We start from the raw sequence: 17,000 nt of genomic DNA, 5'->3' as shown, positions 1-17,000 counted from the left end.
TCCCGGACGTGCCGCGAGGTGGCCGTATCAGGGGAAGAGGACGACATGACCTGCGAAACGGTTTTCCCCACCGCTTGCCTGCCTGCCCCCCGATGAGGGGGCCGAGGCAGCGGGGGAGGGAGCGGGGGGGTGAGGCGCTGTCCTGGTGGCGCTCCTACCTTTGGGAGGCACCTGAGACAGCGAGGAGCGCGGATGGAGTCCTGGAACCAGACGTCGACGGATGCGATGCGCTCGCACGTTCCGGCTGAAGTGAACAAGCGGATCGATGAGCGAGTGGAGCGGTGCGTGCGCCATATGGCCCAGCAGGACCGGGCGGAGATCAGCCGCTACCTCGTGAAGCTTGAGCGGGAGTGGGACATCAACCGGGCGGTGACGGTGGTGGGCTCGCTGGTGGCGGTGGGCGGACTGGCCCTGGCGCGCCGGGACGGCAAAGGGTGGCGAGTGCTCGGAGGGGTGGCCGCGGGGCTGCTGCTGCAGCATGGCCTGCTCGGCTTCGGGCCGCTGTCCCGCCTGGTGCGCGTGCTGGGCGGCGTGCGCTCACGGCGGGAGATCGACCTGGAGAAGTTCGCCCTCAAGGCGCTGCGCGGGGACTTCGAGCGCATCCCGAAGAACGACGGGGGGCCACTGGCCCGCGCGAACGCCGCGCTCGTGGCCGCCCAGTCCTGAGCCGGCTCCCGCGTGGTTAAAGCCCCGGTCGCGTCCCACTTGTGAAGCCGGAGCCGAGGCTCGGCGGCCGTACGGGCCGGTCGCCGCGATGGTCGAAGAAGCCATTGAGCCCCGCCAGCCCGATCGAGAAGTTGGTCACCCAGCCGTCATCCGGTTTGCCGTTCCGGTTGCCGATGTCCATCGGTCGGGCGAAGTGCAGCCGCATGAGCAACGGTCCGAGCGCGATGTTGAAGCCCGCTACCAGGTCCAGGGTCCTGCGGGCCCACAGGCGATCGGCCGTGTTGCCCACGCCGCCCGCGTCCACGCCGGCGATGGCCTCCAGGTCGCTGAGGAAGGCCACGCGGATGAGGTCATTGAGCGGCACCTGCAGCTCGATCGTCGAGTAGACGAAGTTGCGGCCGAGCAGCCAGTCCTCGTCGCCGAAGTTCACCCCGCGCAGCGTGTCGAAGCTGGACAGGAAGTAGGAGCGCGCGTACCGGCCGCCGAACGCGGTGCCGCCCGCGGCGCGAACGAAGATGTTGGCGCGTCCGTAGATGGGGAAGTAGCGCTCGAGGTCCAGCCGCAGGTTGGTGTAGGCCTCGTCGTTGAAGGGCTGGGTGCCCACGGTGGCCTCCAGCAGCGCCGAGCTGCCGGAGAGCGGGCCGGTGGCGTAGTGGTAGCGGATGTCGTTGTAGCCCAGCTGCCCGGTGAGCTCCGCCTGGAAGCGCACGTCGTCGTTGGCGTCGATCCAGGGCGTATACAGGTCCCTGCCCGCGTTGTTGAACGAGGGGTTGTTCAGGCGGAAGGCCGTGTCCGAGCCGAGGAAGTACGAGGCGCCGCCGAGCGTCAGGTCTCCCTGCAGGTAGACGAAGCTGTTGAACGGGTAGCGCAGGCTGCCCACCGCGCCGAAGTAGCGCTCACCGGAGAAGAAGGTGACCCCCTCGCTCAGGAATGAGTCGTCGATCCGGAAGCGCAGCGACTGGAAGAGGCCCGTGCCCCATGTCGAGCGATGCTCCTGGTTGACGTAGAGCAGCACGCCGTCACTCAGCTCGAACGAGCCGTAGACCGCCAGGTTGAGCACCATGGCATGGTCGCGCATCTTGTCGCTCGCCATGGCGAAGACCTGGCCGAAGAAGCCTCCGCTGCCCGCGCCGGCCAGGCCGAAGATGGGACCCACCTCGATGTTCTGTCGGGCAAAGGGCCGGTAGTCCTCGGAGTCGGTCAGCGGTCGCAGCGCCAACGGCGAGGGAGGCGCGGCCGGGGGAGAGGCCTCCGTGGCCAGGCTCAGCATCTTCGGCGGGCGCAGCATCGCGGGCCGCCGCTCGCCGGACTGGTGGAGCAGCATCCACAGCCCTCCCTCGGGCCCGGGACCCGGCTCGAAGACGCCCGTGGTGACGTCCGTGCGTCGCGTAACGGAGCCGTCCGCCATCAGCTCGTGCAGCTCCGAGCTGCTCTGGTTGTAGGCCACGAAGAAGATGCGGCCATCCTCCAGGGCCAGCGGGTCCGCCTCGTCGCGCTCGCCCGTGGTGAGGCGCTCCACGACGCCAGGCGCTTCAGGCTTCACGCGGAAGAGGTTGAAGTGGCGGTGGGAGGTCGCATCCGAGGTGAAGACGATGCCGCTGGGGCCCCAGGTGAGCTGCCGCTCGGCGAAGATGTCGTCGGTGAGCTTGACCGGCTTGGCGTCCTCACCGTCCTTCAGCGCCAGCGCGTACACGTCGCGGATGCCCGCGTCGTTGATGCCGATGAAGGCCAGCCACTGCCCATCCGGGGAGAAGGCCACCGCGGGCACTCCCAGCAGTGCGTGTTGGCCCACCCGGTACGCGGTGCGGTCTCCCAGATCCAGGTCCACCGCGAAGACCGTCCGCTTCTGGTGGCCGGTACGCACGGCGTTGCGGCGCACCAGCCCCTGCTCCTCGCGTTGCTCGGCGGTGCGTGTGTAGCCCTGCACGTAGATGACGTCTCGTGCGTTCGACTCGGCCACGTACGCCAGCTTGTCCTTGGCCAGCGCGAAGTTGCGCCCGAAGATCGGATGCAGCGATTCGGTGCCCGGCTCCCCGTCGTTGGCGACCTTCAGCGCGCTGTCGGGCACCTCCGGATCCACCAGATACAGTCGGCTCTCGCCCGTGTCCGGCATGATGGTGCGGTAGAGGATGACCTTCCCGTCCGGCGAGCTGTTCATCGCGGTGGTGATGCCGGTGCGCTCCTCCAGCAGCTCCATCACCGGCCCGGACTGCTCCGCGGCCAGGTAGTCCTTGAAGGCGCGCCGCTTGATCCAGTTCTCGAAGCGGGCGGAGATCTTCTTCGGCTCCTCCCCGGTGAGGCGCTCCAGCAGCTCCTCGAACTTCAGCGACGGCGCGTCCTTGCTGCCGCCCACCAGCCGGGTGGACTCCTCCAGCACCCGCTGGGTGAAGCCCGCGCCGTACGCCTCCTCCATGAAGGCCACGCGCGCCTGGCCCATCTTGTAGATCCACAGGTAGCCGTAGGGCCCGGGGGAGAAGAAGTCCAGGTAGGCATAGCCGCGCATCAGGTCCGGGTTCACCATCAGGTCCCGCACCAGCATCTCCGCCTCCGGGTCCAACCCGCGCTTGGCGTAGAACTCGGCCAGGCCCTCGATGAACCACAGCGGGATGCTGCCCAGCGGATCCCCGAACGACTTCTTGTTCTCCGCCAGGGTGCGGACCTTCTGGATGGTGAACTGGTGGGCCAGCTCGTGGGTGCTGATCTCCTCGAAGAGCTTGTGGTCTCCCAGGTACGGCAGCGAGAGCTTCAGGTCCTCGGTGCTGGTGACACCCAGCGTGCCCTCCTGCACGAAGAAGACGTTGGTCTGCAGGAACTCCTGGTAGCTGTTGTAGAGGATGTAAGGGAACGTCTGCGTGGGCACGTAGTGGAACTGATCCACCAGGTAGCGGTACGCGTCCTCGATGACGGGAGCGGCGCGCTCGGCCACCAGGCGCTCGCGCTCGTAGAAGTAGAAGCGCACGCCGCCGGTGGCCGCGCCCAGCGAGGTGGCGTACTTCGGCCCCGCGTCCGCTGAGCCCGTGCCGCCGTCAGCGCCCAGGGCCGCCACCAAGGGGGGCAGGGGCACCGGGGGCATGTCCGAGGCCACCACGCCTCCATCCGGCGAGCCCATGCCGCCGTCCGCGATGGCCACCTCCGTTGCCTCCACCCCGTTGCCGGGAGGCTCGGAGGTGAGCTCCTTCGTCTCCTGGGGCGGCTCGGAGCCTGGAGTCTGCGGGCCGCCGATGTTCGGGGGCGTGGTGGGCGCCGAGGGGATCGGGCCTCCGGGAACACCGGGCGGCATCAGGTCGGTCCCGTCCCGAGGCTTGGCTTCGCCCTGGGCGGCGGGGCCCACGAGGATGTCCACGTGGCGCCACTCGAAATCGAAGGTGTTGACGGCGCTCTTCTCGGCGCGGCGAGGAATGACGAACACCTGTGCCAACGCGGCCCCTGGCAACAGCAGCAGGAGTGCGGCGGCGATGGCGGGGCGACGATTCACGGTACGACCTCGGGGGGTCTCGGGGGACGGGCGACGGAGCGTACGTAGTGATGGAGGCTCGCTCTCGGGAGGGGCGGGCACAAGTGTTACGTGGACTTTTGCTCATCTCTGTACGGACCAGCCCCCTTGCGGCCACCCCTTCGGTAGGGCTTTCGTCCTGCCTTGGTGCCCGATATGCAGAGGCCATGACTCGCCTCCTTGCATTGTTCACCGGAGTCCTGCTGCTCGTGACGGGGTGCGGGAAGACCGAAGAGCCCCCCGCCGCCGAATGTGATTACGAGGATCTGGACCTGACCCAGTGCGACACGTCCACCCTGGGCTCCCTCCAGGCCGACGGCATCTGGAACATGAACCTCACCTTCGCGGAGGGCGACACGGCCCCGGCAGTCATCCGCTTCTCGGGGGAGCCGCAGATCGCCGGCCTGCCCATGAGCGACAAGCGCGTCGAGTCGGACGTCTTCCTGCTGACCAGTGAGGTGCAGACGGTCGAGCAGGTCCCCCGGACCGTGCGCTACCTCTTTGCTGGCTGCCGCGCGTCGGCGCCGACGCAGGTACAGGGCACCTTCCGTCGCTGCACCAGCGGCAAGAAGGACCTGGAGGGCACCTTCGAGGCCAAGCGCGTGCTGCGCCGGGAAGGGGAGGCCGAGGCCTCCGGCGTCGAGCTCGTCTCGGAGCTCGCCCTGCCCAACGGCAGCGCCCGGGACATCTTCTTGGCGGGTGGGTACGCCTACGTCGCGGCGCGGGAAGCGGGGCTCTACATCTTCGACATCTCGAACCCCCAGGCGCCCACCCTGGCGAAGGCGCTCGAGCTCAACCCCACCGACAACGACGCCTGGCACCAGGTCTGGGTGAAGAACCAGACGCTGTATGTCGCCAGCTCCAAGCGCGGGGTGCTGGTGTTCGATCTGACGAATCCGAAGGATCCGGTCTCTCCCAAGGGATATCCGACGCCGGGCGTGGACGTGCGCGCGCTGGCGATCGATGGAGACTTCCTCTACGCCGCCTCTCCCTCGCCCAACGCCGAGGTGCTGATCCTCGACCTCACCAAGCCGCGCGAGCCGGTGGTGGCCAAGCGCTACTTCGTCGAGGAGACGGATCCGTCGCTGGGGGACCTGCCGTGGGACGTGGCGGTGAGCGGTGGCCGGCTGTACGTGAGCCATGGCTTCTACGGGCTGGCGGTGTCCAACGTGGCTGACCCCCGGCAGCCGAAGCTGCTGGGCCGCTACGCGTACACGGGGGCTGATACGCGCACGGCCCTGGTGGGGACCTTCGGCTTCCGCACGCTCGCCTTCGAGGCGGGAGAGGGGTGGGGCGCCCACCTCAAGGTGCTGAACGTGAGCTCGCCGGAGCTCATCACCAAGGGTGGGGAGTTCAAGCTGCGCTCGGAGGTCGCCCCGAGCAGCATGGCGCTGGTGGGCACGAAGCTCTACGTGGCGCACTACCAGGATGGCCTGCGCGTCCTCAACGTGACCGAGGCCGACACGCTCGAGCCGCTGGGCTACTACAACACGTGGCGGGAGTCGGACGGCCGCCGCGGCAACTCGTTCTTCGAGGGCGCCAGTGACGTGGAGGCCCCGGGGGACGGGTACCTCTATGTCGCGGAGACGTCTCGCGGCCTGGTCATCCTGCGCGAGCAGCCCTGAGCGCGCCGCCGTCCGTCACGGGGGCAGGACGGCGGTGTCCTGCCGGTCCAGGGCGTGGCGGCGGGCCGCTCGCAGTTCCAGGTGGGCCTCGTAGAGGGCGCCACGGGCGAAGTAGGAGTCCCGGCGGCCCGCGGCCTCCAGTGCGTAGGCAATACGGGACCGGGCGCTCTCGATGAGCTGCACGGTCTGCCCCTGACCGGCCTCGGTGGCGTTCTGGAGCACCTCCGCTAGCGCCGTGTCCGCCGCATCCAGCGCGTCGCCCACGTCCAGCTCTCCCACCGCGAGGGCTTGATCGGCGGCGAGCAGCCAGATTCCGGCGTCTTCCAGCCGATCCAGGCGTTGGGTGCGCAGCCGCTCCTGCTCCTGGGCACGCTCCTGCATGCCGGAGAACTGCTCCTGGAGGAGCCCCGTACGGGCGGCGGACTCCGCCTGCTGGGCCTCGAGCTGCGTCCGCAGCGACTGGACCTGGGTGCGCAGCCGCTCCATTTCGCCGCGCATGTCGCCCGAAGGGCTGGGAGCGGCGGGGGTGGCTGTCTCCTCCTGGCCAGTGTCCGAACCGGCCCCACCGATTCCGGGTTGTTCCGGTTGCGCGGCTCCGCTCACGGCCGCCCCGTCCGAAACCGGGACGGAGAGGGGAGAGTCGGGCGTCCCGAGCTCCAGCACCGGCATCTGGACGCCATCGGCCGCTTGGGCCTGGCCTTCGTCGGTGGCCTCCGCTTCGTCGAGGGCACGCTGCCAGGCATCGCGCAGCTCGAGGGCGGCGGGATCCTGGGTGTCGGCGTCAGGGGGCAGGGAAGGGGTGACCCCGGGCGACTGCCCGAGCCACAAACCAAGGGAGAGCGTGAGCCAAGGAGTCATCGCCCAGAAAGCTGTTCACTCCCGGACGCCACGCCACCGGGGCGCGCTCCCGATCGTCTCCCCCCTTGGCCTCCAGGCGGGGCAAGCGATGACACGGAAACGTTCCGCTGACATGTCAGTGACGCTCTCTGACATGTCAGTGGGCCTGTCGACAAAACATGCAAGCGCTTTCAAACAATGGGGTTCCCTCTAGGACGCTCCAGTGTCTCTTTCTGGCGTGAGATGTGCAGTCGTGCTCCTTTGGCGCCGGGGCATTCCTTGGCTCCCACGACATTGGAGAGGGAACTTTGTCTTCACGACATCTTTCACGATGGCTAGGAGGAGCATTCGCGCTCCTGGCCACAACGGCGCTGGCTCAGGATCAGCGCATCCCGGGCTTCGAACTCGAGAAGCTGCAACTCAACCCCGGCGCACGAGACAGCCTCGTCCTATCGACAGGCGATCTGCTCGAGCAAGGGCGTTATCGCCTCGGCGTCACCGCGCACTGGGAGCACAAGCCGCTCGCCCTCTTCGAGGGGGATGAGGAGGTCCAGGTCGTCGTCAAGGACCGGGCCACGCTCCACCTGAGCGGCGCCTACGCCCTGCTGGACTGGCTCGAGCTGGGCGCGCAGGTGCCCGTGGTGTTGCAGTGGGCCAACGACCTGTCCTCCATCGGGCTGACCAAGCCGTCGTCGGCGGCGCTGGGCACCCCATGGATCCAGGGTCGCGCCAAGCTCCTCTCCGAGGAGGGTGGGAGCGCGCTGGACCTGGGTGTCCACCTCGGGGTGGGGCTGCCGCTGGGCAGCAGCGAGGCGCTCACGCGGGACAAGAACATCGTCTTCATGCCGCGCCTGGGGCTCGGCAAGCGGCTGAGCGACTCCTGGCGCGTGGGCGCGGACGTCGGTGCGCTGGTTCGCACGGAGACGTATGCGCTCTCGCCGGGCGTGACGGATCCCAAAGACGAGCTGGGCACCGAGCTGAACGGCGGCCTCAACATCTCCAGCATCGGCGAGGGCCTGCGGGAGGAGCTGGTGGTGCGTGGCACGCTCCCGCTGGCCAGTTCTCCCGCCTCCATGGAGGTGCTGCTGGGTCTGCGCTACCCGGTGGGCCCGGTGGAGCTGTACGCGCTGGGTGGCCCGGGCTTTGGCAGGACGCCCGGTACGCCGAGCTTCCGCGTGCTGGCGGGCGTGGCGTTCGGGTCCGATGCGGCCAAGAACCTCTGCGTCGAGGGCTCTTCGGCGCCTCCGGAGGTGTGCCCCGAGCTCGACGCGGATGGGGATGGGGTGAAGAACGCGGCCGACGCATGTCCCACGCAGCCCGGGCTCGCCGAGCTGAAGGGCTGTCCGGACAAGGATGACGACGGGGACGGCCTGCTCAACCTGGCCGACCGCTGCCCCTCCGAGGCGGAGAACGTCAACAACTTCCAGGACGACGACGGCTGCCCGGATGATCCGGACTCGGACGGCGACGGCATCTCCGACTCGAAGGACCGCTGCCCCCGCGAGGCGGAGGACAAGGACGGCTTCGAGGACGCGGATGGCTGCCCGGACCGTGACAACGACAAGGACGGGGTGGCCGACCAGGCCGACGCCTGTCCGAACGAGGTCGGCCCCGCGGAGAACCGTGGCTGCCCCGACAAGGACCGTGACAGCGACACCATCGTCGACCGGCTCGACAACTGCCCGGACGAGGCAGGCACGGTGAAGAACAACGGCTGCAAGGAGAAGCAGCTGGCGGAGATCACCACGGGTCGCATCCGCATCATGGACTCCGTGTACTTCGACACGGGCAAGGACATCATCCAGCGCCGCAGCCACAAGCTGCTCGACAACGTGGCGTCCATCCTCAAGTCGCACCCCGAGATCGAGAAGGTGCGCGTCGAGGGGCACACCGACAACAAGGGCAACGAGGCGGCCAACCTCGATCTGTCGCAGCGCCGCGCGGAGGCGGTGGTGAAGTACCTCGTGAGCCGGGGTGTGGCACGCGAGCGGCTGGAGCCCAAGGGCTTCGGGCAGACGCAGCCCATCGCCGACAACGTCACGGAGCGAGGCCGTTCGAAGAATCGCCGCGTGGAGTTCAAGATCGCCGGTGCCCCCGAGGACGCGCAGCCCGTCCAGGGCACGCCCAACCCCGAAAACATTCAGAAGTGAGACCGACCATGAGCACTCGTTTACCCCTAGATTGTTCCTTGAAAACGACCCGACAGGCCTCACGTGGGGCCCACCCCGTGACAGCGCTCGCGCTGTTCCTCCTGCTCGCCGCTGGCTGCGGGACGAACATCCAGGAGCCGGTCTCTTCCTCCGAGTCCCAGTTGCTGATCGCCGTGTGCGGCGACGGCATCTTCGACCCGGGAGAGACCTGCGATGACGGCAACACCGTCCAGGGCGATGGCTGCAGCCCCACCTGCGCTATCGAGGTCGGGTATGTCTGCAGCGGCGCGCCGTCCGTCTGCAACACGGTCTGCGGCGATGGCCAGCTCGTCGATGCCGAGCTTTGCGACGATGGCAACACCACCGCCGGAGATGGCTGCAGCGCCAGCTGCACCATCGAGCCGGGCTATGGCTGCACCGGTTATCCGTCGGTGTGCGCGGTGGCGTGCGGCGATGGCATCAAGGCCTCGACCGAGGCGTGTGACGACGGCAACACGAACGCGGGCGATGGCTGCTCCGCGACGTGTACCGTGGAGCCCGGCGCCACCTGCCAGACTCCTCCCGTGAGCGCCTTCTTCACCCGGCGCGGCATCGCGAACTGCACCCAGGTCGAGAACCTCCCGACGCCCCCGCTGCCCCCGGGCGCGGTGCAGCCCTCCCTGAGCACGCCGGCCCGCTACCGGGTGCGCTACGTCTCGGGTGCGGTCAGCTACTCGAGCGGTGCCAACTGGTACCCCGGCATCATCGGCATCAACTACACCAACAACGACGGCGGCCAGGCGTTCTCCATCGGGTTCAACCCTCCACTCCTGGGCTTCGACAACCGGAATGATGCGATCAATCTGGGCTTCACCCTGTTCCGGGATTTCGACGCGGTGTCCGGCAGCGTGTCCCTGGCGCTCATCGACGTGGACTGCCCGTCGGTCAACAACAGCGATAACGCCGTGAACGTCCGGCTGGATGCGATCTCGGTCTGCCAGCAGACGCCGGTGATCACGAGCACTCCTACCTCGACCGGTCCGGGAGCCACGATCGGTGGTACCGCCGTCCCTGGCGCCTCCGTGCAGGTCTTCCTGGATGGAAGCACCACGCCTCTGTGTACGGTGACGGCCGATGCGTCGGGCCAGTTCACGTGCCCCGCTCCGGGCCTGTCCGAGGGGACGCACACGGCCGTGGCCACCTCGACCATCGTGGGCAACTCGGCGACCTCTGCTCCCGTGACGTTCACCTTGGACTCGGTGCCTCCTGCGGCGCCCGTCATCACGGGTCCGACGCCGAACCAGGTGCTGACGGACACCACGCCGACCATCACCGGCACGGCGGAGATTGGCTCCACGGTGACGGTGTACATCGACGGGAGCACGACGCCGGCTTGTACGGCGGTGACCAATGCCAGCGGCGTGTGGAGCTGTGACGTGGGCACGGCGCTGCCCGAGGGCCCGCACACGGTGACGGCGACCGCCACGGACACGGCGGGCAACACCAGCCAGCAGTCCAACACGGTCCCCTTCACCATTGACACCGCGGCGCCCCCCTCGCCCACCATCACGGGTCCGACTCCGGGCCAGGTGCTGACGGACACCACGCCGACCATCACCGGCACGGCGGAGCCCGGCTCCACGGTGACGGTGTACATCGACGGGAGCACGACGCCGGCCTGCACGGCGGTGGCCAACGCCAGCGGCGTGTGGAGCTGTGACGTGGGCACGCCGTTGCCCGAGGGTCCGCACACGGTCACGGCGACCGCCACGGATGATCTGGGCAACACGAGCCCGCCGACCAGCCCGGTGCCGTTCACGATCGACATCTCCGCGCCCGCGGCGCCTGTTATCACGGGTCCGACGCCGAACCAGGTGCTGACGGACACCACGCCGACCATCACCGGTACGGCGGAGATTGGCTCCACGGTGACGGTGTACATCGACGGGAGCACGACTCCGGCTTGTACGGCGGTGACCAACGCCAGCGGTGTGTGGAGCTGTGACGTGGGCACGGCGCTCGCCCAGGGCCCGCACACGGTGACGGCGACCGCCACGGACGCGGGGGGCAACACCAGCCCGCCCTCCAACACGGTCCCCTTCAGCATTGATACCCAGGCGCCCGCGGCGCCCGTCATCACGGGCCCGACGCCGAACCAGGTGCTGACGGACACCACGCCGACCATCACCGGCACGGCGGAGGCTGGTGCCACGGTGACGGTGTACATCGACGGGAGCACGACGCCGGCCTGTACGGCGGTGGCCAACTCCAGTGGTGTGTGGAGCTGCGATGTGGGCTCGGCGCTGGCCGAGGGCCCGCACACGGTGACGGCGACCGCCACGGACACGGCGGGCAATACCAGCCCTCAGTCCAACACGGTTCCCTTCACCATTGATACCCAGGCGCCCACGGCGCCCACCATCACGGGCCCGACGCCGAACCAAGTGCTGACGGACAACACGCCGACCATCACGGGGACTGCGGAGCCCGGCTCCACGGTGACGGTGTACATCGATGGGAGCACGACGCCTGCCTGTACGGCGGTGGCCAACTCCAGCGGCGTGTGGAGCTGCGACGTGGGCACGCCGCTGCCCGAGGGCCCGCACACGGTGACGGCGACCGCCACGGACGGCGCGGGCAACACGAGCCCGCCGACCAGCGCGGTTCCCTTCACCATCGACACCTCGCTGCCCTCCACGCCGGTCATCACGGGCCCGACGCCGAACCAGGTGCTGACGGACACCACGCCGACCATCACTGGCACGGCGACGCCTGGCAACACGGTGAACGTGTACATCGACGGGAGCACGACGCCTGCGTGCACGGCGGTGGCCAATGCCAGCGGCGTGTGGAGCTGTGACGTGGGCACGCCGCTGTCCCAGGGCCCGCACACGGTGACGGCGACCGCCACCGATGGCCTGGGCAACACCAGCCCGCCCTCCAACACGGTGCCGTTCACGATCGACACGGAGGCGCCTACCGCGCCGGTCATCACGGGGCCGACCTCGGGCCAGGTGGTGGGGGACAACACCCCGACCATCACGGGTACCGCGGAGCCGGGCGCCACGGTGACGGTGTACATCGACGGGAGCACGACTCCTGCCTGCACGGCGGTGGCCGATGCGAGCGGGAACTGGAGCTGCGAGCCCACCACGGCGCTGCCGGACGGACCGCACACGGTCACCGCGACCGCGACCGACCCGGCGGGCAACACGAGCCCGCCCTCCAACACGGTCCCCTTCACGGTGGACACCTCGGTGCCCAACCTGCCGCCGGCGCCCGTCATCACGGGTCCGACCTCGGGCCAGGTGGTGGGCGACAACACGCCGCCCATCACCGGTACGGCGACGCCAGGTTCCACGGTGAACGTGTACGTCGACGGTGGGACGACGCCGGTTTGCACGGCGGTGGCTGATGCGAGCGGGAACTGGAGCTGCGAGCCGAGCCAGCCGCTGCCGGATGGGCCGCACACCATCACGGCCACGGAGACCGATGGCGCGGGCAACACGAGCCCGCCCTCCAACGCGGTGTCCATCACGATCGACACCGTGCCGCCGGAGACAACCATCACCCGCGGTCCTCCTGCCTCCACCACCAGCAGGGAGGCGGAGTTCGAGTTCTCCTCGAACGAGCCGGGCGTCCGCTACGAGTGCAGCCTGGACGGCGGGGCCTTCGGTCCGTGCGAGGACTCGTACACGGTCGGGGTGGGCGAGCACACCCTGAGGGTCCGGGCGATCGACGCCGCGGGCAACGTGGACCCCACGCCGGCCGAGCACAAGTGGACGGTGACGGAGGGCGGGGGCTCTGGGTCCGAGCGCTCGTTCGGCGGTGGCGGGTGCAGCGCCGCGCCGTTCCCGGCCGCCTGGCTGGCGATGATGGTGGTGGCGGCCATCCGCCGCCGGTCGCGCCGCTAAAGCAATGCGCCCGAGCCCCTGGCCACGTGAGACCAGGGGCTCGGGCGGTAGTTCCGGCAGTGTTGGCAGCTCAGCGGTGCTCGAGCACCTGGCGGGCCGCGCGCAGGCCAGTCTCCATGGCACCGTGGACGGTGCCCTCCTCGCCGTCGGTGTTCGTGGCCTCTCCGGCGAAGAAGAGGGTGCCCTGGACGGGCGTGGCAATCTCCTCCAGGGCGTCCAAGGCGCCCGAGGGGATGACGCAGTAGCCGCCCAGCGTGAAGGGCTCTTTCTGCCAGTTGACGACGCGCCAGCTCTCCAACTCCGCGCGCATGGACAGGAGCGGGAGGTTGAAGATGCGAGCGAGCGTCTTCAGCGCCTTGAGGAGGACCTGCTGCTCCGGCAGTCGCGAGAGCTCCAGGGCTCCCGGGCCGCCGACCCAGCCCACGAGGTGCCGGGAGCGATGGGGCTCCAGCGTCCACCAGGTGGGGATGGGCAGGGCCGGGGCATGGAAGAAGCCATAGCGGCGGGTTGCCGGCAGCTCTCGCCAGAAGTCGGAGCGGAAGCGCAGGAGTACCTTCATCAACGGCCCCATCTCCAGGCGGCTCCAGGCGCGCTCCTTCGCCGGAAGGCGTGGCGTGAAGCGCACGGCGCCCCGTTGCGGAGGACGGGCGCGCAGCACGCCCACGGGCAGGGTGATGATGGCCCGCCTGGCGTCGAAGAGGCCCAGGGGTGTGCCCTCGCGGTTGCGCGCTCGGACACGCACATGCCCTCGGGACCATTGGATCTCCTCGGCCACGGCGTTGAGCCAGAGCGTCCCTGGGCGCTTCAGGAGCTTTTCGGCCAGAGGCTCGAGCACCCGGCCATAGCCCTCCAGGACCCGAGAGGGGGTGATGCCTCCGAGCGCCTCGGCGGCCTGCTCCATCTGGGCGATGGCCACCGCGCTGGCTGTATCGGCGGACGCCGCATAGAAGCCCTCCACATAGGAGCGGGCGAGGGCGACCTTGGCGGGAGGCCACCGCTCGGTTTGGGCGAGCTCACGCAGCAGCTCTCCTACGGGGCGGTCCGGAGGCTCCGCCTCGGCCAGGGCTTGGGTGCTCTCGAAGTCCTCGCTCCACTCGTGCAGTTGCCCGCGCCAGAAGAACACGTGGCGGTCATTGCACGGGCGCACCGTGAGCTTCTCGCGGTGGGTGAGCTTGCGGAGCAGCGGTGGCTTTCCGTGGAGGAACTCCGCGCCCAGCTCCAGCGGTGTGCCGGTGAGCGGATCCGCGACGGTGTGGACGCGGCCGCCCACGCGGTCTCGCGCCTCGAGGACGGTGACGCGCAGGCCGGCACGGGTGAGGCGGTCCGCGGCGGCGAGCCCAGCGGCGCCCGCGCCCAGGACGATGACATCGGAACGGCGGTCCATGACTCTTCCTGTGCCGGAGCGCGCCGCCAGGCCATCCCGAATTCAGGAGGGCGTCGCGCGCGAGACATTCGTCCCCGCAAGGCCTACGCGATGTAGGACGGGGGCTTGGTGGGATTCAGCCGCCTCCTGACCTTGTCGGCAATCTCGTCATCGTCGATGCCCGAGGCGCTTCCGTAAAGCGCCTCGAACTCTTCCACCACCCCTTCGTGCTCCATCCCCTCCCGGGCGTACTGGGAGAGAGTGACGATGAACCACTGCAGCGTGGTTTGTGTGTTCTCCTTCCGGGCTTGATCGATCACCGTGCGGAGGTTGGAGGAAATGCGTTTGGGCCAGGGAACGGTGTGGCCCACGTTGTTGCCGAGGAGGCAGCGCCTGATCAGGTTGCCCAGCATGCGAACGTCTTTGGCGATCAACTCCTGGCGTGCTTGCGTGTCCCCAGCGAGTTTCTTTGCCTCGCCGTAGTCGATGAGGAGGTATTTGCCCTTCTGGTCGATCATGACGTTGGCGGGTTTGATGTCGCCGTGGACATATTCTGCCTTGTGCATGTAGAGCAGGATGTTCGCCACCGCGACCCCCACCTCGCAGGCAAGGCCGACGCTCGTTGGAATGAGGCTCTTGACCTCTTTTCCGACGATGAAGTCCATGACCAGCGAGGCTTCGAACTGACGGCGCACTTTGGGGATGCCCGGATGACTGAGCGCCCGCATCACCTCATATTCGGCCTTTGCTTCCTGGGGGCTTTCAGCCAGTTTGACCGCGTAGCGATTCTTCGACACGTCTTCGCCCAGATAGACCTGCCCGAATCCACCCTTGCCGAGTAACCGGATGCAGGTGAGGCCCAGCTTCTTCAAGGCGATGTCGCCGGGGTTGGAAGCGGGGACCACGACGGGAATGGACACCACGGAGGGTTGCTGTACGAGCGGAGCAACGCTCTTCTTGGCTTGCTGCTCCTTGTAGAACTGGCTCTTGGCGAACTTCAGCGCGGTGGGGACGTGGAGCTCCTGCACCTTCCGGGCAAGGTCGCCCAGCCCCACGTTGCCGTTTCCACCCGGTGCCAGCGCATCGAGTGCCTCCTTCAGGTGTGGCGCGCCGTCTGGGTAGCCAATGCGCGTTGCCAGAGCTTCGGCGACCTCCTGCGAAGAACTCCCACTGACATCGCCAACGACAATCATCCCGGTCCTCCGCGGCCCCTGCGTGAGCCAGGGCGCTGGGGCATTACGGAGGGAGAGTGTCGCTCTCCAGGTACTCGCCCACCAGATTCTCGAGCCACGCGTCGCGCTCGGCCGCTGGCAGCCCGGCAAAGGCCACCTCCACCCGAGTGGGTTCACGCAGGTCAGCAAGCCCCGGCGCCAGCCGCGCATCGACCGCGAGCATCCTCCCCGTGCGCAGGTTCGTCACGTACCAGGTGGCCACTGCGGCTCCCTCGAGCGACGCCGGAAGTTGCACGAGCACGGAGTCCGGATCCAAGCGGACCCAGGCAGGACGGGGAGGCGCTGGGAGCACCCCCTCTGCTTGGACCTCCTCTGTAGGAGGAGGCCGAGGCATGGGCGCCCGTGCTGGCGGCACGTGGAGGTAGGCGCCCGCGACACGTCCCGGGCTCAGGGGCTGTTGGCGCAGGAGCCGACGCTGAAGGGAGCGGAGAACGTCGGGGAGCCTCGTGGGGGGCACCGTGCCAGGGGCATCGAAGCGCCGGCTCAGGGCGAGGTCGAAGTCCGCGGGGGGATCGCCCCACTTCAGGTGCCAACCCCCAGTGTCTCCGTGTGTGCGTCCCGCCCCCGCATGGAAGGCATGCGCCCCCGCGACCCAATCGAAGAGAGGCTCGGCCTCCAGCGCTCGCAGCGTCGCCTCCAACTCGGCTTCTCCGATGCGTGGAGCGCCAACCCACCACTCGGCGACGACCCGTACGCCCGCCTCGCGCAAGCGCCGCATCGCATCGCGCAGTGGGTTCCAGGGCCATTGGGCTCCGTCCAGATCCAGCAACCCGTTGTGGCGGATGAAGCAGAAGCCCACCACCGCCAGACGGCACCCGCTCTCCACCAGGGCATCCACTTCGTACAGCGAGGGGAAACGGACGTGCCCGGCCCACGGGGCCCCCCCGGTGAACTTCCGGATGTCCGCCGCCAAGGCGCTGCCGAGGCTGTGTCCTCCGGGGCGTCCAGGGGCGCTGCGAGGGTAGGGGCGTTCGAGCTGCATCCAATCGATGCCATCCCAGCGCTCGTCGGGTGGCGAGGTCACTTGCAGGCCCAGCCAGGCGGGGATCCAGACGAGGGACTCCGGTCCTGGCGCTGTCCCCGGCGGAACCACCCGCCAGCGCAGGGGCGCATCGTCCTCGGGGAACGTGGCCGGCTGAAACACGGAGAGCCGTCCAAGGACTTTCCGGTGGGCCACCGCGTAAGGACCGGCCAGCTCCAGGGCCACCGTGGGGGGACAGGCCCGAGCAAGCCACACCGCGGCCGGCAGCTGCGAGGGCCCCACCAGCCACAGGCGCACGCGCTTCGCCTGGGCGATGCGCTCGGTGGCCAGGGCCAGCTCTTCCAGATAGGGGACGGGACGTCCGGCGACTCGGAGAACGTCCGTGCTCCGCTCCGTGGTGCCGCTCTCGAGTTCCAGGGTGTCGAGCTGGAGCCGGACTCCGGAGGGAGGCCCCGACAGGGCCTTCAGCACGGCGTCGAGCGCTGTCAGGTGCGCGAGTCCGTCCGCTTTGCTCCGCTCCAGGAGCGTCTGCGCGGTGCGAAGCAGGATCAGCTCCCGCATCGTCTGCGCCGTCACGGGGCTCGTCGCGCGCTCCTCGACCGCTTGGGCAATGGCCTCTGGCGCGGAGATGCGGCGGAGGAAGTCGTGCCCGATATCCACCAGCCGCCAGCCCGGGGGCACCTCCGGTGCGAGGGTGGCGTCCCGATGGGGTGGCAGGACCAGCAGGCTCAGGTCGGCATTTGCGGTTTCAGTGCTCAC

Annotated in this window: 9 protein-coding genes; 4 read left to right on the top strand and 5 right to left on the bottom strand. The window is 68.9% G+C overall.

Going from position 1 to position 17,000, the window contains the following annotated elements; genetic code table 11:
• Window positions 1-192 precede the first annotated feature (192 nt).
• Entirely contained in the window at window positions 193-666 is a 474-nt protein-coding gene (locus SYV04_RS04160) for a hypothetical protein (protein WP_321544266.1), read from the top strand.
• A 16-nt stretch (window positions 667-682) separates the two neighbouring features.
• Here the strand turns inward: SYV04_RS04160 and SYV04_RS04155 are convergent, their stop codons facing one another.
• A complete protein-coding gene (locus SYV04_RS04155; RefSeq protein WP_321544265.1) occupies window positions 683-4,141 on the bottom strand; it encodes a tolB protein precursor protein in 3,459 nt (1,152 codons plus the stop codon).
• Between the two features lie 185 nt (window positions 4,142-4,326).
• Between SYV04_RS04155 and SYV04_RS04150 the strand changes: the two genes are divergently transcribed.
• Complete coding sequence (locus tag SYV04_RS04150; RefSeq protein ID WP_321544264.1) at window positions 4,327-5,784, top strand: LVIVD repeat-containing protein; 1,458 nt, start codon at window positions 4,327-4,329, stop codon at window positions 5,782-5,784.
• 15 nt (window positions 5,785-5,799) lie between these two features.
• On the opposite strand, the gene SYV04_RS04145 is transcribed toward SYV04_RS04150, so the two are convergent.
• A complete protein-coding gene (locus tag SYV04_RS04145; RefSeq protein ID WP_321544263.1) occupies window positions 5,800-6,642 on the bottom strand; it encodes a hypothetical protein in 843 nt (280 codons plus the stop codon).
• Between the two features lie 287 nt (window positions 6,643-6,929).
• On the opposite strand from SYV04_RS04145, the gene SYV04_RS04140 reads away from it, so the two are divergent.
• Together SYV04_RS04140 and SYV04_RS04135 are read left to right on the top strand one after the other, a co-directional pair.
• Complete coding sequence (locus SYV04_RS04140) at window positions 6,930-8,771, top strand: OmpA family protein (RefSeq protein ID WP_321544262.1); 1,842 nt, start codon at window positions 6,930-6,932, stop codon at window positions 8,769-8,771.
• A gap of 77 nt (window positions 8,772-8,848) precedes the next feature.
• Window positions 8,849-12,664: an Ig-like domain-containing protein gene (locus SYV04_RS04135; RefSeq protein WP_321544261.1), complete on the top strand. Its 3,816-nt coding sequence runs from the start codon at window positions 8,849-8,851 to the stop codon at window positions 12,662-12,664.
• 70 nt (window positions 12,665-12,734) lie between these two features.
• Here the strand turns inward: SYV04_RS04135 and SYV04_RS04130 are convergent, their stop codons facing one another.
• From SYV04_RS04130 to SYV04_RS04120, 3 genes are all read right to left on the bottom strand, one after another.
• Window positions 12,735-14,048 carry a flavin monoamine oxidase family protein gene (locus tag SYV04_RS04130; RefSeq protein WP_321544260.1) on the bottom strand — a complete coding sequence of 438 codons (1,314 nt, stop codon included), beginning with the start codon at window positions 14,046-14,048 and terminating at the stop codon, window positions 12,735-12,737.
• 83 nt (window positions 14,049-14,131) lie between these two features.
• Window positions 14,132-15,220: a serine/threonine protein kinase gene (locus tag SYV04_RS04125; protein ID WP_321544259.1), complete on the bottom strand. Its 1,089-nt coding sequence runs from the start codon at window positions 15,218-15,220 to the stop codon at window positions 14,132-14,134.
• 43 nt (window positions 15,221-15,263) lie between these two features.
• The gene (locus tag SYV04_RS04120; protein WP_321544258.1) at window positions 15,264-17,000 is read right to left on the bottom strand and encodes a hypothetical protein; all 1,737 of its coding nucleotides are present in this window, start codon (window positions 16,998-17,000) and stop codon (window positions 15,264-15,266) included.

Source organism: Hyalangium ruber, assembly GCF_034259325.1.
Taxonomy (GTDB): domain Bacteria; phylum Myxococcota; class Myxococcia; order Myxococcales; family Myxococcaceae; genus Hyalangium_A; species Hyalangium_A rubrum.
Note: the sequence above shows the minus strand (reverse complement) of the source record. Positions and strands in the feature narration are given on the sequence as shown.

Excerpts from the sequence above, each read along its gene's own strand:
- SYV04_RS04150 (WP_321544264.1), top strand. The coding sequence starts at position 4,327 with ATGACTCGCCTCCTTGCATTGTTCACCGGAGTCCTGCTGCTCGTGACG.
- SYV04_RS04130 (WP_321544260.1), bottom strand. The coding sequence starts at position 14,048 with ATGGACCGCCGTTCCGATGTCATCGTCCTGGGCGCGGGCGCCGCTGGG.
- SYV04_RS04125 (WP_321544259.1), bottom strand. The coding sequence starts at position 15,220 with ATGATTGTCGTTGGCGATGTCAGTGGGAGTTCTTCGCAGGAGGTCGCC.
- SYV04_RS04145 (WP_321544263.1), bottom strand. The coding sequence starts at position 6,642 with ATGACTCCTTGGCTCACGCTCTCCCTTGGTTTGTGGCTCGGGCAGTCG.
- SYV04_RS04160 (WP_321544266.1), top strand. The coding sequence starts at position 193 with ATGGAGTCCTGGAACCAGACGTCGACGGATGCGATGCGCTCGCACGTT.